The following is a 20,195-nucleotide window of genomic DNA, read 5'->3' as shown; positions in this document are numbered from 1 at the left end:
TCCCCCCCCCCCCCCCCCCCCCCCCCCCCCCCCCCGCTCGGGTGGTGGGGTCCGGGGTGGTCGGGTGCTGCGTCACCTGGTGGTGGCGGCGGCGCCGCGCACCGGCCGGGCGCGGCGGTCCGGTGGCGCGTTCCCGGCCTCGCTCGGTGAATTCCCGTTCTTCGCGGCGGGCGAGCGAATCCCGTTTCCAGGAATGCGGCACGAAGCGGCACCCGGCTGGACGACCGGGAAGTCATCGGCTCAACTGCTTCCACCAACCGCCCTCCCGTTCGTTCCCCGGTACGCCGAAAAGCGGCTCTCCCGGACGCCAGTCCGCAATTCGGCGTGCTCCGCGAGACACCGCGCCGCTCAGTCGCGCCGACGGGATGACGTTTTCCCGAGCGCGGGCCCGCCCTTCCGCTCGGCGAAATCGCACACCGCCGGTAGCGCACCGGATTCAGCGCGTGGGCCGAGCCCGGTCGCTTTCCGACACCGGCCGAACTCGTGGTGACGGTGCCGATGGCTCGAGGCCCGAGGCGTATGCTCGGAAACCGGTTGAGCAGTCAGCCTGATCAAGCACGCGAGCAGTTGTTGCTGATCAAGGGTCTGGCTGCCCTCTCCGGGGTACCGGGTTCGCGTCGCGGTTGCGGACGTGTCCTTCCAGGCCTTGATGCGGCTGCGCTTCTCCACGAGCGCGAGGAGGATCTCGTGACCATTCCGACCGCGTTGTTCGGGGCGACGCCCGTTCATCCGGGAAGAGCCCCGACGCACCGCGACAGCACGCCGGAACCAGCGGCCCTCTATCCGCGAGGGCGCGGCTGGGGCGTCCGGCAACGCGTTTCGCGGCCGAATCCGGATACGATCGTGCTCACGGTCGCCGGGGACATCGATGCCGGGACCGTGGGAGATTTCGAGGAGGTCCTGCTGCCTCGGTTGTCCGCCACCGCCCGGCTGGTCGTGGTGGACCTGAGCGCGGTGGGTTTCCTGGGCCTCGCGGGGCTGGAGGTGCTGCGGCACGCCCAGCTGCGCGCGGTCAGCACCGGGTCGCGGCTGCGGTTGGTGGTCGGCGGCCACGCGGTGCCGCACGTGCTGGACCGAACCGGGGTGGGAGCGGAGCTGAGCTGTCATCCCACCTTGTACGCGGCGTGCGACGGCCGCGTCGGGTGAACCTGAGATGGTGGTATCGGTCCCCGGCACGACGCCCCCGGCGCCGTGCCGGCGGGCGCGGCACCGCGACTCGGCGCCGCGTCGCGCTCGTCGACGCCGACGGACGTGCCGCGGCGGCCGTGAGCGCGTGCTCCTCGTCGTGTCCGCGTCGGCGCGCTCGCCCCGCGCCTGGTTAGCCAGTTCATAGGAGAAGATGCCCGCATGGAGCAGAACTCGACGGAGGACACCGCCGCGTGGCAGTCCCAGCTCGAAGAGATCACCGGTGCCCTGGAGTCCTTGGCCGACGCCATGGAGCGCGAGGACAGCCTCGAGATGCTCCTCCACCGAGTTTGCGATCAGGTGCTGCGGGCGATTCCGGGCGTCGACATGGCCGGAGTCACGTTGGCCACCGATGACGGCCCCAAAACCGGCGCCTGCACCGACGACACGACCTTCGAAGTCGATCTGGAGCAGTACCGCGCGGGAGCTGGCCCCTGCCTGCACGCCGCCGAATCGGGGAAGATCGTGCGGGTGAACGCGGAGGAGGCCAAGGAGCGGTGGCCCGCGTTCACCGAAGCCGCGCGCCGCCTCGGAGTCGGCAGCTACTTGTCCGCGCCCCTGTTCATCGATTCCGAATACCGCGGAGCCCTGAACCTCTACTCGTCCCAGGATCACGGGTACCGGGAAATCGACGAAACGGTCCTGGAGCTCTACACGACCGCGGTGGAGGGGCACCTGCGGACGTGGCAGCGCTATCTGGCGACCCGCGAGCTGACCGAGCAATTGCGCACCGCCCTGGATTCGCGCCCCGTCATCGAGCAGGCCAAGGGAATTCTCATGGTGCTGCACGGATTCGACGCCGATCAGGCCTTCGCCTGGCTCGTCAAGCAGTCGCAGAACACCAACACGAAACTCCGCGACGCCGCCGAGCGCATCGTCTCCGAGACGGTGACCGCGCGCGTCAACGGAGCCGGATAACCGACGCGACGCCGCACCGCTTTCCACCCGCCTCGCCGCTCCCGGTGAGCGTGCGGGCAAGCCGTCGCGCCGCTCGTCCCGTCGCGCGGACGGGGTTTCAGGGGCGGGGAGGGGTGCACCCGCTCTTGGGCCGAACAGATGCACCCCTGCGCACTGCCCGGCAGGGCACGGCTCCCGGCTGAACCACGCTCCACCTCGGCCGACCCTGCCCCGGGAGCAGCGCCAACCTGCTCACCGGGTTGCCCGTTCGCCCGCCGCCTACACATGCACACCGAGATCGGATCACATCGGCGTCGATGTTTGGGCGCTGGCGCCACCGGGCACCACTCGATCAGACCGCCAGTTGAACGCCACGGCCAGCTGACGGGCCGCCCCGGCTTGAGCACGAGGGCGCCCAGCACTGCTGCCCGTGGTTCGCGCGCCGCTTTCGCTGGCGCGTTCTTCTCGTCTCCGTCGAGGGCCGCAATGGGCGGCCGGTTCCCAGCGCATCCGGCCGCTCCGGCACAGCTAGTGAAGGAGGCCCACGATGACGGCTGCCGAAACCTTGGCCCAGGACCGCTACCCCACCCGTTCCAGCCACGACTCCGCGCTGCTGGACCGCACCGATCCGGTGGTCTGGCCCGGTGTGACCGACGGCCCGGCCAGCGCGCGCGACCTGGAGACCCACGAGGCGAAGGGCTTCCACACCGTCGAAGGCCTGCTGAGCCCCGCCGAGGTGCAGACGTACTGGCGGGAGCTGGACCGGCTCACCGCGGACGAGCAGGTCCGCGCCGACGAGCGCACGATCGTGGAGCGGGGAACGGACGAGGTGCGTTCGATCTTCGAGGTCCACCGGCTCAGCGAGGCGATCGCCGAGCTGGTGCGGGACCGTCGGCTGCTCGACCGCGCCCGGCAGATCCTGGGCTCGGAGGTCTACGTCCACCAGAGCCGGATCAACTCGATGCCCGGCTTCAAGGGCAACGGGTTCTACTGGCACTCCGACTTCGAGACCTGGCACGCCGAGGACGGGATGCCCGCCCCGCGCGCGGTGAGCGTTTCGATCGCGCTGACCGACAACTACCCGTTCAACGGCGGTCTGATGATCATGCCTGGCTCGCACCGCACGTTCGTGTCGTGCTCCGGGCGCACTCCGGAGGACAACTACCGGTCCTCGCTGACCGCGCAGGAGATCGGCGTTCCGGATGAGCAGGACGTCACCCGGCTCGGCTACGAGCACGGGATCGAGCAGTTCACCGGTTCCGCCGGCTCGGCCCTGTGGTTCGACTCCAACGCGATGCACGGCTCGGGCAACAACATCACGCCGTTCCCGCGCTCGAACATCTTCGTGGTGTTCAACAGCGTGGACAACGCGCTGGCCGAGCCCTTCGCGGGCACCCGCCCGCGCCCCCGGTTCATCGCCGATCCCGACGCGACGCCGGTGAGCCGCTGACCCGACCGCGCGCCGACGCGGTCGCGGCGTTCACCGGGCACCGAGGTGCCCGGCGCGCCGCGCGAACCCTGAAACACCACGACGGAAGGACGACCATGCAGTACCAGGAATTCCTCGCGCAGCTGCGTCAGCACGGCGGCCCCGAGGACAAGGACCAGGCGGACGCCACGACCAAGATCGTGCTCGCCACCCTCGGGCAGCGCCTGGCGGGCGGCGAGCCCCGCGACCTGGCCGCCCAGCTCCCCAACGAGCTCAAGCAGCCGCTGCTCCAGCACGACGGCAAGGCGGAGGTCGTCGACGACGTCGACGACTTCCTCCGCCGGGTGGCCGACCGCGAAGGCCCCGGGACCACTCCGGAGCAGGCGCGCGAGCACGCGCGGGCCGTCCTGGCCACGCTGGCCGGCTTCGTGAGCGCCGGGGAGATCGACGACCTCCGCGCCCAGCTGCCCGCCGGATACGCGGCGCTGCTGCCCTGACGGCGCGGTGGGGCGATCCCGTGCGGCGGACCGCGCCCCCGCACGGCTCCCCCCGCGCGCGACGGAGCCCCCGCCGGTGCTCACCGGCGGGGGCTCCGCTGCTGGTGCGCGATACCGGGATCGAAGCCCGCGGAACGGCACAACGGCCAGCAGCAGGATCAGCGACTCACAGCACCTGTGCTGACGCAGCATTCCCGAACCAGCGAGTCGGCTGCTCACGTGGGAGGCGTGCGGAGCGGTTCGGCGCGGAACGAACCCGTCAGCGCACACAGCTCCCCCATCTCAAGGGCCCAGCTGCGAATCGGGGCGGCAGCGGTGCGTCGGGGAAGCACGAGCAGGCACCGCACCGCTGGCCCGATCCTCGCCACGGATGCAGGTGCCGACCCGACGCTCGTCGGTCGTCCTGCGCGAAAAGGCAGACGCACGACGGGTGACCCGGACCACGATCGCCGGGAAACATGCCCGACATGACCACGTTTCCCACGATGGACCCCGAGCTCGCCGCCGCGGCGGCGATGCTGCCGAACCTGGACTTCGCTGACCTGACCACGGCTCGGGAACGCTTCACCGCCATGACCGAGGCGATGCTCGCCGAGGTCTCGTACGAGGGGGTCACGTGGCGCGAGCTGGCGGCCCCCGGCCCGGAGGGCGCGCCGGACGTCCCGATCCGCTTCTTCACGCCGCCGGACGCCGCGCGAAGGGACGCCCTGCCGACCTTGCTGTGGATCCACGGCGGCGGGTTCGCCATCGGCCAGGCCAAGGTCGACGACCCGTTCTGCATCGACCTGGTGCGACGGCTGGGCATCGCGGTCGCCAGCGTCGACTACCGGCTCGCGCCGGAAACCCCCTACCCGGGGCCGCTGCGGGACTGCTACGCCGCGCTGCGGCACTTGCACGCCAACGCGGCCGAGCTCGGCGTCGACCCGGAACGGCTCGCCGTCGGCGGGCAGAGCGCGGGTGGCGGGCTGGCCGCGGGGACGACGCTGCTGGCGCGCGACCGGGGCGAAGTGCCGGTCGCCTTCCAGCTCTTGCAGATCCCGGAGCTGGACGACCGGCTGGAGACCCGGTCGATGGTCGAGTTCGTGGACACCCCGATGTGGCACCGGCCGAACGCCGTCCTGTCGTGGCAGTACTACCTGGGCGGGAACGGCACGGCGGCCGGATCGGACGCCGAGGTCTCCCCCTACGCCGCCCCGGCGCGGGCGCAGGACCTGCGCGGCCTGCCCCCGACCTACCTCTCGACCATGGAGCTGGACCCCTTGCGGGACGAGGGCATCGCCTATGCGACCGCGTTGTTGCACGCGGGCGTGAGCGTGGAGCTGCACTCGTTCCCCGGCACGTTCCACGGCTCCTCGCTGCTGGCCACCGCGGCGGTGAGCGCGCGGGGCGCCGAAGAGGTCATCGTCGCGCTGGCAAGGGGCTTGCAGGTGGAACGAAGCTCCTCGTAGCGTCAGCGGATGCAAGGTCTCATGCACCGGCTCGCCGACCTCGACGCGGGAGCGGCGAGTTCGGTCCGCGTGATCGACTACTTCGACGCCCTGATCCGGCATCGCGCCGACGTTCCCGCGGCGGTGCGCGCGGCCGCCGCGCTCGGGGAGTGCACCGTCGGGGTCAGCCTGGTCCGCGACGGCGGTGCGCCGGTGGACCTGCGCTGCGGTCCCGGCGGTGGGTGGATCACCGCGGCGGTCGGCGAGCCGCGGGTGGCCGAGCGGCTCGCCGGCGACGGCCTCACCGGGCTGGTGTGGATCGAACGCGACGGCCGGCCCCACCCGCTCGACGCGCTGCTGGTGGAACGGCTCGCGCTGACGGTCACCGCGATCGCCTCGCGCACCGGCCGACCGGCGCCGACCTCGGCGACGCGGTCGGCGGAACTCCTGTTCGCCGCCGACCGCGAGGCCGCCGAGTCCTGCTGCGCCGCCCTGCGCCTCGACCCGCGCACCCCGGTCCGGGTCGCGAGCGCGACCGGGGTGCGCACCAGCCTCGTCGAGGTGCTGCCCGGAGAACCCGCCGCCGGGCGCTCGACCGAAATCGTCCGCGAGGACGAACGACTGCTCGTGTGCGCGCAGGACACCGGCGTGCCGCCGGGTCCCGTCCCACGCGGGGTGCGCATCGGGCTCTCCTTCGCCGTTGCGGCAAGAGACGTCCGCGATCACGTGCGCACCGCCCGGTTCGCCCGCGCCAACGCCACGGCCGACACCCCCGCCGTGGTCGCCGACGAGCTCGGAGCGCTGGTGCTGATGTCCCCGGAACCCGTTGCGGACCTCTGCGCGATCCCCGACCTGCGCGCGCTGCGGACCATGCCGTCGCGGCGCTGCCAGGAGCTGGTGCGCACGCTGTCCGCCTACCTCGACGGCGGATCCCTGCGAGCGGCTGCCACCCGGTTGAACCTGCACCACACCAGCGTGTCCCAACGGCTGGCGAAGCTGTCCGAGCACCTGGGCTTCCCCGTCGACGAGGCCCGGTACCGCGCGAGAGCCGCAGCGCTGATCATCGCAGCGCGAACCCGACCGGACCTCGCGCACACCCCCGCACCGAGCGCGTGACCCGCTCGCCCTGACCCGCCGATCTCGGACCAACATCAGCCAGGAGGTGCGGATCAGCGTCGAGCACGTGCACACCCACGCACCGAAAGGCCGTGCGACGGCGGTGATCGTGACCGACTCGCGCGAGGGGGGCAGCGCGAGAAGGCGATCAACGCCTCCCTCGCCGAGCGGGGCGGCGGACGTCTCGCACCACCCAACCGCACCCCGGTCGCCTTCTCCGGCGCGGTGACGACGCCCGAGGACGCGGAACGGGTCGCAACGCTCCTGCCGCGTCGTGCGCCGCGGAGGTTGCCGATGTCTTCGGGGCCCGCGGTGCGCACGAGAGAACCCCCACCGATGAAGATCACCGACAGGGGCTCTGAACTGCTTGAACGCTGGTGCGCGATACTGGGATCGAACCAGTGACCTCTACCGTGTCAAGGTAGCGCTCTCCCGCTGAGCTAAACGCGCGTGCTGTTGTGCGCCCAGAGTAGCGGACGGGTGATCACGGGCCGTCGGCGGCCCCCGGTGCGGGCCGGGGGCCGGACGGGGCGCGCTCAGACCTCGCGCTCGAAGGTCACCAGCAGGCCCTCGACGCCGCCGGGGCCGAGGCGGCCTTTCACGTCGGCACCGGTGATGCTCTTGAGGCGCCAGCCCTCGGCGCCGTGGTCGTTGAGGATGCCCTCTAGCTTGTCGCCGGACATCTTGCCGCCGAACATCTTCTCCCGGAGCTCCACGACCTTGTACTGGTACGGCACGGTTCCTCCTCGCATCGGGTGCTGCGGAGATCCCACCACGGGATCGCCCGGGAACGCGAAAACGCCACTCCCACCCCGGGGAACGGGGCGAGGGTGGCGTTCAGCGGATGCCTCAGAAGCGGATCAGCGGCCGGCCATCTTCTTCTGCAGGTTCTCGTCCAGCGAGGCCAGGAACTCCTCGGTGGTCTGGTAGCCCTGGTCGCCGCCGACGAGCAGCGCCAGGTCCTTGGTCATCTTGCCGCTCTCGACGGTCTCGATGACGACCTGCTCCAGCGCGTTCGCGAAGCCGGTGACCTCCGGGGTGGAGTCCAGCCGGCCGCGCTGCGCCAGGCCGCGGGTCCAGGCGAAGATCGACGCGATCGGGTTGGTCGACGTCGGCTTGCCCTGCTGGTGCTGGCGGAAGTGACGGGTGACCGTGCCGTGCGCGGCCTCCGCCTCGACCTTGCCGTCCTCGGTCATGAGGACCGAGGTCATCAGGCCCAGCGAGCCGAACCCCTGCGCGACGGTGTCGGACTGCACGTCGCCGTCGTAGTTCTTGCAGGCCCAGACGTAGCCGCCCTCCCACTTCATGGCCGTGGCGACCATGTCGTCGATGAGGCGGTGCTCGTAGGTCAGGCCCTTGGCGTCGTAGTCCGCCTTGAACTCGTTCTCGAAGACCTCCTCGAAGACGTCCTTGAAGACGCCGTCGTAGGCCTTGAGGATCGTGTTCTTGGTCGACATGTACACCGGGTACTCGCGCTCGAGCCCGTAGCGGAAGGACGCGCGGGCGAACTCCTCGATGGAGCGCTTGTAGTTGTACATCGCCATCGCCACGCCGCCGTCGGCCGGGAACTGCGCGACCTCCTGCTGGATCGGCTCGGAGCCGTCCGCGGGCGTGTAGGTGATGGTGACCGTGCCGGGGCCGGGGACCTTGAAGTCCGTGGCCTTGTACTGGTCGCCGTGCGCGTGGCGGCCGATGATGATCGGCTTGGTCCACGTGGGGACGTACCGCGGGATGTTCGAGATCACGATGGGCTCGCGGAAGATGACGCCACCGAGGATGTTGCGGATGGTCCCGTTCGGGCTCCGCCACATCTTCTTGAGGCCGAACTCCTCCACGCGCGCCTCGTCCGGCGTGATCGTGGCGCACTTGACGCCCACGCCGTGCTGCGCGATGGCCTTCGCCGCGTCCACCGTCACCTGGTCGTCGGTGGCGTCCCGGTGCTCGATGCCCAGGTCGTAGTAGTCGAGGTTGATGTCCAGATAGGGGTGGATCAGCTTGTCCTTGATGAAGGACCAGATGATCCGGGTCATCTCGTCGCCGTCGAGCTCGGCGATCGTTCCCTGGACCTTGATCTTGCTCATGTGGCGGGGTGCTCCTCTCGCGAGAATGCAAGCGGTACGAGCGTACTGCTATCCCTGTCGATTGTGCCCCCACCCCGGCTCCCGCGACAGCGGCATGAGACGAAACCGTCGGTCCGGCCCGCCGCCGGACGATCACCTTCTAGGCTTTCCGGGGGGACGATCACGGGAGGGCGCTTTGGCGACGGGACCCACACACGCGATGAGCGGGCTGGCCGCCTGGGCCGCGGTGACGGCGCTCGCCGACACCCATCTCATCGGGCAGCTGTCCCCGAGGACGTGGGTCGTCGGCGCCACCCTCGCCTCCGGCGCCGCCCTGCTGCCCGACATCGACCACCCGAAGTCGACCGTCGCCAGCACCTTCGGCGCCCTCTCCCGGGGCGCCTCGGCGCTGCTCAGCGGCACCAGCGGCTTCCTCTACCGGCTCACCCGCACCAAGCGGGACAGCGATCGGGAGGGCACCCACCGCGGCTTCACCCACACCGTCGTGTTCGCGATCCTCGCGGGCCTGGTGACCACCGCGATCGTGCAGAGCAGCAGCGGCGCGGCGGTCGGCGTGCTGATGTTCGCCTTCGCCGGTCTCGCGGTGCGCGGCATCATGCACACCTGGTGCCCGCGCCGCGACGCGCTGCTCATCGCGGGGGCGTCGCTGCTGCTCACCGTGGCCTGCTGGGCGTGGGCCGGGGACCAGCCGACCGACGCCGCGGCCTTCGGCGTCGCGGTGATGCTGGGGTGCGTCGCGCACTTCCTGGGGGACGCGATCACCGAGCAGGGTTGCCCGATGCTGTGGCCGATCCCCCTCGAGGGCAAGACCTGGTACCCGGTGGCGCCACCCAAGGCGATGCGGATGCGCACCGGCGGCAAGGTCGAGATGGTGCTGGTCGGTCCGGCGATGACGGTGATCGCGGTGGTGCTGGGCTCAGTGGTGCTCTACCGGGTCGGCGCCGCTCCGTGGATCGCGACGCTGGACCTGCCGCCCGAGGTGATGCGCTGGCTCGCGCCACGCGCGTAAAGCGGCACGAACCGCCCACCCGGGCACGGACCACTCGATAAGGTGACAGTCAGGGCGGCGCGCGGGCGCCGACGGGACTCCGGAGGAACTGATGCGAACCGGAACGCAGCTCATCGTCGCGGCGGCGCTCGCACTGCCGGTGCTCGCGGGGTGCGGCCAGCTCCAGGAGACCCAGCAGCAGCTCGACGACGCGCAGCAGGGGCTGGACAAGGCCACCGCGTGCCTGGACGCGCTCGACGTCGCGGGGTACACCCCGAACCTCGCCGACGTGGAGCAGGCGCAGGGCGACGCGAGGGCGAAGGCGGACGAGATCGGCGCGCTGGCCCAGCGGGTCGGGGACACGACCCTGCGGGACAACCTGCTCGACGTGCAGGCCTCGCTGGAGCAGGTCGCCACCGGGCAGATCGACCTGCGGAACGGCCTGAACTGGTCGCAGCGGCACCTGGAGAAGACCACCGCCGTCGCCACCACCTGCTCCGACGTCACCGGCGGCTGATCGTCGCAGGTCAACGCCCGGTGCGCCCTGCGGCGCGGCTCGCGGCTCCCTAGCCTGGACGTGGAGGTGAGGGTGATGAGAGCAGCGATCGGCGATCAACTGCACGTGCACAGCCGGACGGTCGAGGAGACCGACCGCACCGGGCTGATCCTGGAGGTGCGCGGCACGGCCGGCGCACCGCCGTACCTGGTCCGCTTCGACGACGGGCACGAACGACTCGTGTACCCGGGGCCGGACTGCATCGTCGAGCCACGGCGCGCGCAAGAGGCATGACCCGCCCGGCGAAGGTGCCGTTCGGCCCGGACGGCACCGCCGGGCGCGCTCACCAGGGCTCGGCGAGCAACGAGTCGATCTCCGCCCGGTACAGCAGCTCCGGGTCCACGCCGGTCCCCTCGAACTGGCCCTGCACCTCCAGCCCCAGCACCCCGTACAGCCGGGTCCAGGCCAGCACCCCGCGCCGCAGCGCCGCCGGGGGCAGCTCCTCCCCCGACCGCTTCGCCCGCAACGCCGCCAGCTGCCGGTCCAGCGCGGTGCGCCCCGGCGGCAGGTCGGCGGGCACCAGCTCCGCGAACAGCGCCTGGAGCGTGCGCAGCGCGCGGTCGGCGAGCTCGTAGGTCTCCTCCGGCGCGGCGTACCCCGGCACCGGCGTGCCGTAGAGCAGCAGGTAGCGGTGCGGCTGCGCCAACGCCCACCGGCGCCATTCCAGCGCGACCTCGCGCAGCCGTCCGGCGGGCGCCTTCTTGCGGTGCTGCTCGGCGGCTGCCTCCACCGCTTCGGCCATGTCCCGGTACGCGTCGGTGATCAGGGCGCCGAGCAGCGCGTCCCGGTTCTCGAAGTAGCGGTACAGGGCGGGGCCGGTGATGCCCATGCGCTTGGCGATGGCGTTCAGCGAAATGCCCGCGGGGCCGGATTCGGCGAGCTGGTCCAGCGCCACCTCCTTGGCCTCGGCGCGGGTCTGGTCCCGGTAGCGCTCGCGAGGGCTGCGCTGCGGTGCGGGCATTCGTCGACCTCCCTGTTGACGCCGCGATGGTAACAGGTGCATTCTCTCGTTATAGATTCTTACTTTCGCTACTTGTTATCACGGAGCTGACCCATGGACACCGTCCCGATCACCGGCCGCGAGCTCGTGCTCACCGGACTCGGCGCCCCGCAGGACGTGCTGATCAGCAGGGAGACCGAGCATTCGGCACCCGGAGCCGGACGCGTGCTGGTCCGCGTCGAAGCGGCCGGGCTGTCGTTCGCCGAAGTGCAGATGCTCAGCGGGCGCTACCCGATGCAGCCCGCCTTCCCGTTCGTGCCCGGCTACGACCTCGTCGGCGAAGTCCTCGCCACGGGCTCCGGCGTCACCACCTGCCGGCCGGGCCAGCGCGTCGCAGCGCTGACCCGCACCGGCGCCTGGGCCGACCACGTCGAGATCGCCGCGGACGCGGCCGTCGTCGTGCCCGGCGAGGTCCCCGCCGACGAAGCGGTCGCGCTGGTCACCAACGGCGTCACCGCCTGGCAGCTGCTGCACCGCGGCGCCCGCGCGGCGCGCGGCGCGACCGCGCTGGTGCACGGCGCGGGCGGCGGCGTCGGCAGCACCCTGCTCCAGCTGTGCCGCCTCGCGGGGGTGCGCGCCATCGGCACCGCCTCCGGGCACCGGCACGAGGCGCTGCGCGAGCTCGGCGCCGACCTCGTCGACCACCGCACCGAGGACGTCGGCCGACGGGTCCGGGAGCTCGCGCCCGCCGGGGTGGACGCCGTGTTCGACCCGCTCGGACCCGGCAACCTCACCCGCTCCTGGGAGCTGCTCGCGCCCGGCGGGCGGCTGCTCAGCTACGGGAGCGCGAGCACCCTCGACGACGACACCTCGTGGTGGAAGCCGTACGCCGACGTCGCCCGGCTCATCGCTCGCTGGGAAGCGCTGCGGCTGCTCGGGCGCACCGGTGGGCGGCGCGCCCGGATGTACTACGTGCGGACCGACCGCCGCTACCGCGAGGACCTCCGCGCGCTGCTGGCGCTGCTCGCGGACGGTGCGCTGCGCCCGCTGATCTCGCACCGGATCCCGCTGGCGGACGCGGCGCACGCGCTGTCGCTGCACCGGTCCGGCGCGGCCACCGGCAAGATCGTGCTGGTGCCGTGACGGGAGGGACCGCGCCCGGCCTTCTCCCGAGGACGGCGAGCCGACCGCGAGAGGCGGCCGCGGGGTTCGCCCGCCGACCGCTCTGGATCACGAAAAGGCGCCAGGTTCACCCGGGGTGGTGCGCGCCTGATTAGGGTGGGCGCGGCGTGACGTCAGGTGAGGAGGCGGTGACGAGGTGCACGACGACCGGGCCAGCGAGGTAGCCGCCGACCTCTCGGAGCTGCTGGCCAGGGCCGCCGGAGTGGCGCCCTCGATCCCGCTGCCCGAGGGGGAGCTGCTCTCCGAGCAGTCCACCCGGGCCACCGGCGACGAACCGCCGCTGTGCTGGATCAGCCTGGACCGCCCCGCGCCCCGGATGCTCGGGGCGCTGCGGGCCGATCACCGGCGCACCGGGCTGTGGCCGCTGCTGCTGTGCGACGACACGGAGACCTACGGCAGCCGCTGCACCGTCGGCGTGGTCCCGCCGGAACCGCTGGACCACATCGACCTGTGGCGGGCCGAGGACGTGATGCTGCGGATCTGGGACGGGCTGTGCCGGGCCGACGACGACCTCGGGCCCGCCTACGACATGGACGCGCTGGCGCCGTTCGACGCGAACTGCCCGGAGCTGGCGCCCGCCGGGAACCTGCTGGCGGACCCGGACGTCCTGGCCAACCAGCAGGCCGCCCGGTTCGTCGACGACGAGACCCGGCTCGCGCTGGTGCCGGTGCGGCGGGGTTCGGACGCGCTCACCGTGCTCGGCTGGTCGGGGGCGGCGAACCACGTGTCCCGCACCGCCGGGCTCTCCGCGCTGCTGCGCAGCTGGGAGGAGCGGTTCGGCGCGCGGCTGCTGCGGCTCGGGCCGGACCGGCTGGACGTGAGCGTGGCGGCTCCGCCGCAGGATCCGGCGCACGCGACCTCGGTCGCGGCGGAGCACTGGGCGTTCTGCCCGGACCGGGTGCTCCAGGACTCCGGCAGCATCGCCTCCTACGCCCGCGAGATCCGGGGCCGCCGCACCTGGTCGTTCTGGTGGGAATGAGCTGAGCGGACCTCCCGGCGGGGGCCGTTGAGCTCGCTCAGAAGTCGAGTGGGCCGCCGACGATGGTGACCGCGACCGCGAGCAGCACGAACCCGAAACCCCCGTAGAGGATCAGGTCGACCTTGCGGGAGCGGACCGCGAGCAGCCCCACCTGGTCGTCGCGGAGGAAGGCGCGCGCGGCGGCGGCCAGCACCAGCGCGAGGCTCAGCAGCATCGAGCCCTCGCGCCAGGCGTGCATCGCGATCCGCAGGAAGCCGATCGCCGCGACCAGCAGGACCAGCGCGAACGGGACGTGCACCGCCCACTTCGCCCGGTCGCCGAAGCGTTCGTTCATGCCGGCCTCCCACGCTTGCCCGAAGTGCCGGGTCATCGTAGAGCCCAGCCCGCGGTGGCCCTCGGATCCATCAGGGGACATGGCGCTCCGCGGCCTCCACGACGTTGGTGAGCAGCATGGCGCGCGTCATCGGCCCCACCCCGCCCGGATTCGGCGAGAGGTGACCGGCGACCTCGGCGACGTCGGGGTGCACGTCCCCGGCCACGCCCTCCTCGGTGCGGGTGACGCCGACGTCGAGCACGGCGGCACCGGGCTTGACCATGTCGGGGGTGATCAGGTGCGGGGTGCCCGCGGCGGCGACCACGACGTCCGCGCGGCGCACCTCCTCGGCGAGATCGCGGGTCCCGGTGTGGCACAGGACGACGGTGGCGTTCTCGGTGCGGCGGGTCAGCAGCAGGCCCAGCGGGCGGCCGACGGTGATCCCGCGCCCGACGACCGCGACGCGCGCGCCGTCGAGCGGGACCTCGTGGCGCCGCAGCAGCTCCACGATGCCGCGCGGGGTGCAGGGCAGCGGCCCGGGCTCGCCGAGCACCAGGCGGCCGAGGCTGATCGGGTGCAGCCCGTCGGCGTCCTTGTCCGGCGCGACCCGCTCCAGCAGCGGCCCGGCGTCGAGGTGCTCCGGCAGCGGCAGCTGCACGATGTAGCCGGTGCAGGCCGGGTCGGCGTTGAGGTCGTCGAGGACGGCCTCCAGCTCGGCCTGGGTGCTCTCGGCGGGCAGGTCCCGGCGCAGCGAGGCGATGCCGATCTTCGCGCAGTCGTTGTGCTTGCCGCGCACGTAGGACTGCGATCCCGGGTCCTCACCGACCAGCACGGTCCCGAGCCCCGGGGTGACGCCGCGCTCGGCGAGCCGGTCCACGCGCTCCCGCAGCTCGTCGTAGATCGCGTTCTTGGTGGCCTTGCCGTCGAGGATGGTCGCGCTCACGGTTGACCATCGTGGCAGACCCACCCCGCACCCGAACGTGCGCCTCGCGTCCCGCCCGGCGAACTCGTGCGGTGCCCGGCCGGGCGCTCAGGAGCGGCCCGGGACGGAGGCCACCGCCACCGCGAGGAAGGTGAGCAGCACTCCGAACACCGTCGTGGGGGCGACCTCGGTGCCGGGAGCGGGGACCAGGAAGTCCAGCAGCAGCGCGCCGAACAGCTGCCCGGCGACCATGCCCATGCTCAGCACCAGCACACCGGTGCGGTGCACCAGGGCGGCGGCGCCCCCGATGACGAAGATGCCCAGCACGCCCCCGAGGTAGAGCCACGGTTCGCCCGGCAGCCCGGCCGGCAGGCCGCGCACGGCGACCTCCACCAGCCAGGCGATCAGCAGCGCCACCGCGCCGACCGCGAAGTTGATCAGGGCGGCGGAGGCCGGCGAACCCGCGGTCTGCTTGACCCGGCCGTTCACCGCCTGCTGCCAGGCCACCCCGATCCCGGCCAGCGCGGGCACCGCGAGCAGCCAGCTCACGCCCGCGCCGGTCAGCTCGTCCCACACCGCCACCAGCACCGCGACCACCGCCAGCGCGGCGCCCGCCACCCGAGGGGCGGTGACCCGCTGCGGCCCCGCCGGACCCAGCCCCAGCCGGTCCACCACGAGCCCGCTGCCGACCTGTCCGGCGACCACGGCCACCGTGAACAGCGCGACGCCGAGGGCGGCCGCCGACAGGCCCTGGCCGAACACCAGGAAACCGCCCGCGACCCCACCGAGGCACTGCCACCAGCGCATTCCGCCATCGCGCAGCGCCGCACCCACCCGCCGCAGGCCGCGCCGCGCCACCGGCAGGAAGGCGGCGGCGGCCAGCAGCACCACCAGGCCGGTTCCGAACGAGATCAGCGCCGCTCCGAGCCCATCGCCCAACCGGGCGCCGAGCGCGCCGTTGAGCCGGGACTGCACGGCGAGGACCACCCCGACCGCGACGGCCCCGAGCAGGCCGAGACCGCGGGCGGCGGCGGGGGAACGAGGTGCTGAGGTCACGTGACGGCAGTGTCCTCCGCCGCTGGCGCCGGGCGCGAGCCGCGCAGGTTCGGATGTGCGGCGAGGCACACCGCCGCGAAAGCGAGGGACGCCCCCGTCGCCGCGGCCGCGGCCGGACCGGCCACGTCCAGCAGCGCCCCGGTCAGCGGGGCCGCCAGCGCCGCCCCGGCCGTGCCCGCGCTGCCCAGCCAGCCGAAGGCCTCCGCCCGCCGCCCGTCCGGCGCGAGCTCCCCGAGCTGCGCGTTGTTCGCCGCGAACATCGGCGCGATCCCCAGGCCGCCGACCAGGAGCACCGCACCCACCACCCACGGCGAACCGGGATCGGCCACCGGCGGCAGCACCGGCACCAGCGCGAGCAGCCCGGTCGCGACCAGCGCCCCGCGCAGCCACAACCGGGGCCGCCCGCGCGCCGCGCCCAGCAGCAGCCCGCCGATCAGCGACCCGACCGCCCACACCGCGGCGAGGTAGCCCGCCAGCTCCGGGGCGCCGCGATCCCGCGACCAGCCCACGATCAGCAGGTCCACCGCGACCACCCCGGCGATCATGAGGCAGGTGAACCCGAGGGCGAGGGCGAAACCCGGCACCGCCAGCAGCCGCCGCGCGGCGCGGGACCGTTCCCCCGCTGGAGCCGCCGTGATCCCGGCCCGCCGCAGCACGAGGGCGAACACCACCGGACCGAGCGCTCCGACCGCGGCGCACCACAGCGTCGCCGCGAACGCGCCCTGCGCGGCCACCGCGAAGGCCGCGAGGATCGGCGCGATCACGAACAGCAGCTCCTGCGCGGTCGCCTCCACCGCGAACGCCGCCCGCCGGGCGGGCCCGTCCGCGATCCGCAGCCACATCGCGCGGCCGACCTGCCCGGCCGGCGGGAACGACAACCCGGTGGCCGCAGCGACCGGCACCAGCAGCCACCAGTTCTCGGCGGGCAGCCAGCCCTCCGGCCCGGCCAGGAACGCCAGCAGCGCGAGACCGAGCCCGTAACCGCAGCCCGTGATCACCAGCACCCGCCCCGGTCCCGTCCGGTCCGCCGCGCGCCCGCGCAGCGGGGCGGCCACCGCCTGCGCCACCGTGATCGCACCCCCGACCACACCGCCCGCCGCGTAGGAGCCCGTGCGGTCGGCGATCAGGAAGGTGAGCACCAGGCTGATCGCGGGCTGGTGCATCCGGGCCAGGAGCGACGCGCTGAGCAGCGCGAAGGCGTGCGGGACCCGGGCGAGCAGGAAGTAGGGGCGCAGCACCGGGAACACTGTGCCCGGCGGCACGCTGTGACGGCCACCGATTTCCCGCGCGGTGGATCACACCTGGTGGTGTGATGTCGCTCGGAGCATCCGCAAGGCAGGCTTTGGTGCTCGGAACCCGCCCACCCGACGATCATCGCCGATGTCACGGCGCCGACCGCACTGCACCGAACTCACCCGGGACGACACACCACGATCCACCCTTCGAGTAGCGTTCTCGCGGGGCGGGGTCGGTGGGCCCGGTTGAGAGGGGGAGGATGTCACCCATGTCGCGTCCGACAGCGATCAGTCCGGAAGAGCAGGAACAGATAGCCCGCAGGATCGGCGTCCTGCTGTTGCAGGCCGCACCTGAGGACTGGCAGCAGATCACGGTCGAGTACCGCGCCACGGGCGAGTACCAGGATCTGCTCGGTGAGGTCGCCGCCCAGGACGGCGGGACCGAGCCGTGGGAGCCGCCCGAGGAGCTGTGGGAGATCTTCGAGCACCTCCGCGAGGGCATGTACCGGCCCGACGTGGGGACCTGGCTCAGCGCGCTCTACGTGGTGGAGCGTCCGTCGAGCTACCGCATCGACATCAACTTCGACGCCGAGCCGCAGTGGCAGCGCCCGCTGCCGCGCGCCGCGTACGTCGACGAGCTGCGCCGCTACCCGCGCACCGACGACAACGTGCCGGACTGGATGCGGGAGAAGCTGGACGCCGCCGCGGCCCCGGCCGAGCCCGGGCCCGCGCCGCACGAACCCGCCGGGCAGGGCGGGGCGGAGCTGCCGTCGCGCGCCACCGCGGACCGGAGCGCTCCGGAACCGCAGCGCGCCGAGCAGGCCCCGGAACCCGCGCAGGCCGCCGACTCCCCCATCGGCCAGGCCGCACCGGAACCGGGCACCGCCTTCCGCACGGCACTCGTCTTCGACGACTTCGACGAGCAGGGCCGCCCGCTGGTCGCGACGCGCGCCCCGGTGCACCAGGACGAGGCCGGCGCGCTCCGGCACTACCTGGAGAACGCGCCGATCGTGCTCGCCTCGCGCGACAACGACGACGACCTGCTCGACCCGAACGCCCCCGCCTCGGTGCCGTCGACCTGGCACACCGACGGCACCTGGGTGTGGCCGGGCGCCGTCCCCTACTACCTCGTGCAGTACGGCGTGCCCCCGGAACCGGAGCTCGTCGAGCACATCCGCTCCCGGCGGTTCGCGCTCACCGAGGTCGACGACCGCACCCGGGACGCGGCGGTGCGGGAGCTGTTCGACCAGCCGGACTTCGACGCGGGTGCGGACGACCGCTTCGAGGACGACCGCTTCGAGGACGACCAGGCCACCGGCGAGACGCCGCGGGTGGACGAGGGCTTCGCGGTGCGATTGCCCGCGCCCGAGCAGCAGGGCTCGGCCACCGAGACCGGCTTCGCCTCCGCCGGCGCGCCTCCGCGCCGCCAGGAGTCGCCGTTCCACGACGAGCTGCCGCGGCGCGACGACCTGGGTCGGCGCGAGGACCTGGCCCCCCGGGAAGACCTGGCCTCCCGGGAAGACCTGGCCTCCCGGGAAGACCTGGCCCCGATGGACGATCGCCCGCTCCGGGAGGAGCCCCGCCGCGAGGGCGCCCTCGACCGGGAACCGCCGCTGCTCACGCACGGCGCCGAGCAGCACGGGGAGCCCCCGCTGATCACGCACGGCGCCGAGCGCGTCGACGAGGCCCCCGCCGGACTGGCCCCGGAGGACGACGTCGCGGAGAGCTCCCGGCACGGCCGCGGGTCCGCCGACGAGGAGGACCTGGACGACACCCAGGCCGTGCTGGCCCGCCTGCACGACCGGCTCACCGAGCTCGACGTGGACAGCCGCGAGTACCGCGTGGGCAGCCACTCCCCCGACGCGCGCTGCCTGCTGCGCGACGAGCCCGGTTGGGTGGTGACCGCCGGCGAGGACGACCTGCACGGCGACGTGCGCTTCGACCACGCCGACCAGGCGGCGGCGTTCCTGCTCGGCTGCCTGCTGCTGTCCAGCACCGCGCCGTTGCCCGCCGCCGAGGACCAGCGGCGCGGCTCGCTGCCGGAGGCGCCGGAGCAGGAGGAGGCCGAGACCGCCGCGGAGGCGGAGCCCGCGAACGAGATCGCCGCCCCGGTGGCCGCCGCGGAGCCCGCCGAACCGGCCCCGGCCCAGTCCTCGCCCGCTCCGGGTTCTTCCTCGGACTCCGGCCGGTTCGCCGCGTTCGGCAGCACGCCGGACTCCCCCGCCGAGGGCCTGTTCACCGCGGAGCAGCACGAGGAACCGGAACCCGCACCGGAGGAGCCCGCCCGCGCGGAGACCCCGGCCGAACCGGTCGCCCAGGAGGAGCCCGAGCAGGCCCGCACCGCTGTCGGCGACCTGCCGAAGCGCGGGGCGAGCACGCCGGAACCGCCGCAGCGCCAGCCCGCGCCGGGCACCGGCGGGCACTTCCTGTTCACCGCGAACCAGGCTTCCGCTGAGCCGGACGCCGCCGAGGGCACCGACCACCCGCAGGGCGCGGACGCCGAGGCGACGCGGTTCCAGCCGATGCCGCCCCCGGCGCAGCAGCCCGGCCCGAACGGCTCCGCCGCGCCGAACGGCTTCGCGCCGAACCAGGTGCCACCGGGACCGCACGGCCCCGGCCAGCAGGGGCCCGGCCAGCAGCCCCACCCCGGGCAGCAGGGCCCGGCCCCGGCCCAGCAGGGGCCCGCGCAGCAGGGACCGAACCAGCCGCTGCCGCAACGCGGCCAGCGTCCCGAGCCCGAGGGCGGCCGACCGGGCGCTCCCGGGCCGCAGGGCCCGCACGGCGGCCCCGGAGCCGCCCCGACCGGCGGCGCCGACCGGAGGCCCGGACCGCCCGGACCGGGCATGGCCGGTCCGCCGCGCCAAGGCCCGCAGGGCCAGGGCGCTCCCGCGCAGGGCGAGCAGCAGGCCCGCCCCGGCGGCCCGATCAAGCGCCCGCCGCAGAACGGCCCCGGTGAGCAGCAGGGTCCGCCGCAGCAGCAGGGCGGTGGCGGCGCGAACATCCAGCCGCTGCGCGGAGAACCGCCGCTGACGCTGTACCGGGACCGCCGCTCCCTGGTGCTGCAGCCCGGTACCGAGCTGGACCGCTTCGGCGACCCGGCGGGCAACGTCACCTACGCCGCGCACACGCCGTACAACCAGCGCTCGCTGCCGCCGCAGTGGTCGGGCCGCCCGTACGCGGCGTTCCGCGTGCAGCGGCCGTTGCAGGCGCTGCGGGGCACCGCGGTGCCGTGGTTCGAGCAGCCCGGCGGCGGTACCGCCTACGTGCTGCCCGGTCCGCTGACCGAGCTCGTCGCCGACGGCACGTTGCAGGAGATCCAGGACGCGCAGCGCCCGCCCATGGAGTGACGCGGAGGTCCCGCACGCGAACCGGCACCGCCTTCGGGCGGTGCC

The 20,195-nt window shown here is 73.4% G+C and carries 19 protein-coding genes and 1 tRNA gene; 12 read left to right on the top strand and 8 right to left on the bottom strand.

The features are described from left to right. Nucleotides 1-498: 498 nt before the first annotated feature. The 6 genes from ACL03H_RS20000 to ACL03H_RS19975 all read left to right on the top strand — a co-directional run bounded on the left by ACL03H_RS20000 (nt 499) and on the right by ACL03H_RS19975 (nt 6,551). Nucleotides 499-1,146 carry an STAS domain-containing protein gene (locus ACL03H_RS20000; RefSeq protein ID WP_412812806.1) on the top strand — a complete coding sequence of 216 codons (648 nt, stop codon included), beginning with the start codon at nt 499-501 and terminating at the stop codon, nt 1,144-1,146. A 201-nt stretch (nt 1,147-1,347) separates the two neighbouring features. Then, a complete protein-coding gene (locus ACL03H_RS19995) occupies nt 1,348-2,103 on the top strand; it encodes an ANTAR domain-containing protein (RefSeq protein ID WP_412812801.1) in 756 nt (251 codons plus the stop codon). A 526-nt stretch (nt 2,104-2,629) separates the two neighbouring features. After that, nucleotides 2,630-3,532: an ectoine hydroxylase gene (gene thpD, locus ACL03H_RS19990; RefSeq protein WP_412812800.1), complete on the top strand. Its 903-nt coding sequence runs from the start codon at nt 2,630-2,632 to the stop codon at nt 3,530-3,532. A 95-nt stretch (nt 3,533-3,627) separates the two neighbouring features. After that, entirely contained in the window at nt 3,628-4,008 is a 381-nt protein-coding gene (locus tag ACL03H_RS19985) for a DUF2267 domain-containing protein (RefSeq protein WP_412812799.1), read from the top strand. A 467-nt stretch (nt 4,009-4,475) separates the two neighbouring features. Further along, nucleotides 4,476-5,456, top strand: coding sequence for an alpha/beta hydrolase (locus ACL03H_RS19980; protein ID WP_412812798.1), 981 nt, complete (start codon nt 4,476-4,478; stop codon nt 5,454-5,456). 9 nt (nt 5,457-5,465) lie between these two features. Beyond that, the gene (locus ACL03H_RS19975; protein WP_412812797.1) at nt 5,466-6,551 is read left to right on the top strand and encodes a helix-turn-helix domain-containing protein; all 1,086 of its coding nucleotides are present in this window, start codon (nt 5,466-5,468) and stop codon (nt 6,549-6,551) included. A gap of 375 nt (nt 6,552-6,926) precedes the next feature. Here the strand turns inward: ACL03H_RS19975 and ACL03H_RS19970 are convergent. The 3 genes from ACL03H_RS19970 to ACL03H_RS19960 form a co-directional block, all read right to left on the bottom strand. Further along, nucleotides 6,927-7,001: transfer RNA gene (locus ACL03H_RS19970), tRNA-Val, on the bottom strand. 86 nt (nt 7,002-7,087) lie between these two features. Continuing rightward, nucleotides 7,088-7,288 (bottom strand): DUF4177 domain-containing protein, encoded by a 201-nt coding sequence (locus ACL03H_RS19965; RefSeq protein ID WP_412812796.1) that lies wholly within the window; start codon nt 7,286-7,288, stop codon nt 7,088-7,090. A gap of 123 nt (nt 7,289-7,411) precedes the next feature. Beyond that, nucleotides 7,412-8,632, bottom strand: a complete 1,221-nt coding sequence (locus ACL03H_RS19960; protein ID WP_412812795.1) for an NADP-dependent isocitrate dehydrogenase — start codon at nt 8,630-8,632, stop codon at nt 7,412-7,414. 175 nt (nt 8,633-8,807) lie between these two features. Here ACL03H_RS19960 and ACL03H_RS19955 point away from each other — a divergent pair, with 175 nt between their 5' ends. The 3 genes from ACL03H_RS19955 (at nt 8,808) to ACL03H_RS19945 (ending at nt 10,410) form a co-directional block, all read left to right on the top strand. After that, nucleotides 8,808-9,641 carry a metal-dependent hydrolase gene (locus ACL03H_RS19955; RefSeq protein ID WP_412812794.1) on the top strand — a complete coding sequence of 278 codons (834 nt, stop codon included), beginning with the start codon at nt 8,808-8,810 and terminating at the stop codon, nt 9,639-9,641. Between the two features lie 91 nt (nt 9,642-9,732). Continuing rightward, complete coding sequence (locus ACL03H_RS19950) at nt 9,733-10,137, top strand: hypothetical protein (protein ID WP_412812793.1); 405 nt, start codon at nt 9,733-9,735, stop codon at nt 10,135-10,137. Nucleotides 10,138-10,212: 75 nt separating this feature from the next. After that, nucleotides 10,213-10,410, top strand: a complete 198-nt coding sequence (locus tag ACL03H_RS19945) for a DUF1918 domain-containing protein (protein WP_184482931.1) — start codon at nt 10,213-10,215, stop codon at nt 10,408-10,410. A gap of 49 nt (nt 10,411-10,459) precedes the next feature. On the opposite strand, the gene ACL03H_RS19940 is transcribed toward ACL03H_RS19945, so the two are convergent. Continuing rightward, entirely contained in the window at nt 10,460-11,137 is a 678-nt protein-coding gene (locus ACL03H_RS19940) for a TetR/AcrR family transcriptional regulator (protein WP_412812792.1), read from the bottom strand. Between the two features lie 93 nt (nt 11,138-11,230). Here ACL03H_RS19940 and ACL03H_RS19935 point away from each other — a divergent pair, with 93 nt between their 5' ends. After that, nucleotides 11,231-12,259: a zinc-binding dehydrogenase gene (locus tag ACL03H_RS19935; RefSeq protein WP_412812791.1), complete on the top strand. Its 1,029-nt coding sequence runs from the start codon at nt 11,231-11,233 to the stop codon at nt 12,257-12,259. 175 nt (nt 12,260-12,434) lie between these two features. After that, nucleotides 12,435-13,277, top strand: a complete 843-nt coding sequence (locus ACL03H_RS19930) for a DUF4253 domain-containing protein (RefSeq protein ID WP_412812790.1) — start codon at nt 12,435-12,437, stop codon at nt 13,275-13,277. Nucleotides 13,278-13,314: 37 nt separating this feature from the next. On the opposite strand, the gene ACL03H_RS19925 is transcribed toward ACL03H_RS19930, so the two are convergent. The 4 genes from ACL03H_RS19925 to ACL03H_RS19910 form a co-directional block, all read right to left on the bottom strand. Further along, complete coding sequence (locus tag ACL03H_RS19925) at nt 13,315-13,611, bottom strand: DUF3017 domain-containing protein (RefSeq protein ID WP_412812789.1); 297 nt, start codon at nt 13,609-13,611, stop codon at nt 13,315-13,317. A gap of 70 nt (nt 13,612-13,681) precedes the next feature. Next, nucleotides 13,682-14,533, bottom strand: a complete 852-nt coding sequence (locus ACL03H_RS19920; protein ID WP_412812788.1) for a bifunctional methylenetetrahydrofolate dehydrogenase/methenyltetrahydrofolate cyclohydrolase — start codon at nt 14,531-14,533, stop codon at nt 13,682-13,684. A gap of 87 nt (nt 14,534-14,620) precedes the next feature. Beyond that, complete coding sequence (locus ACL03H_RS19915) at nt 14,621-15,568, bottom strand: DMT family transporter (RefSeq protein ID WP_412812787.1); 948 nt, start codon at nt 15,566-15,568, stop codon at nt 14,621-14,623. Next, nucleotides 15,565-16,830 carry an MFS transporter gene (locus ACL03H_RS19910; protein WP_412812786.1) on the bottom strand — a complete coding sequence of 422 codons (1,266 nt, stop codon included), beginning with the start codon at nt 16,828-16,830 and terminating at the stop codon, nt 15,565-15,567. Before ACL03H_RS19910 ends, ACL03H_RS19915 begins: the two co-directional genes overlap by 4 nt. Nucleotides 16,831-17,072: 242 nt before the next feature. On the opposite strand from ACL03H_RS19910, the gene ACL03H_RS19905 reads away from it, so the two are divergent. Further along, nucleotides 17,073-20,150, top strand: coding sequence for a TNT domain-containing protein (locus tag ACL03H_RS19905; protein ID WP_412812785.1), 3,078 nt, complete (start codon nt 17,073-17,075; stop codon nt 20,148-20,150). The last annotated feature ends 45 nt before the right edge of the window (nt 20,151-20,195 follow it).

This window comes from Saccharopolyspora antibiotica (genome assembly GCF_047200635.1).
Classification (GTDB): domain Bacteria; phylum Actinomycetota; class Actinomycetes; order Mycobacteriales; family Pseudonocardiaceae; genus Saccharopolyspora_C.
The sequence above is the reverse complement of the archived record's forward strand: the minus strand, read 5'-3'. Positions and strand labels throughout refer to the sequence as shown.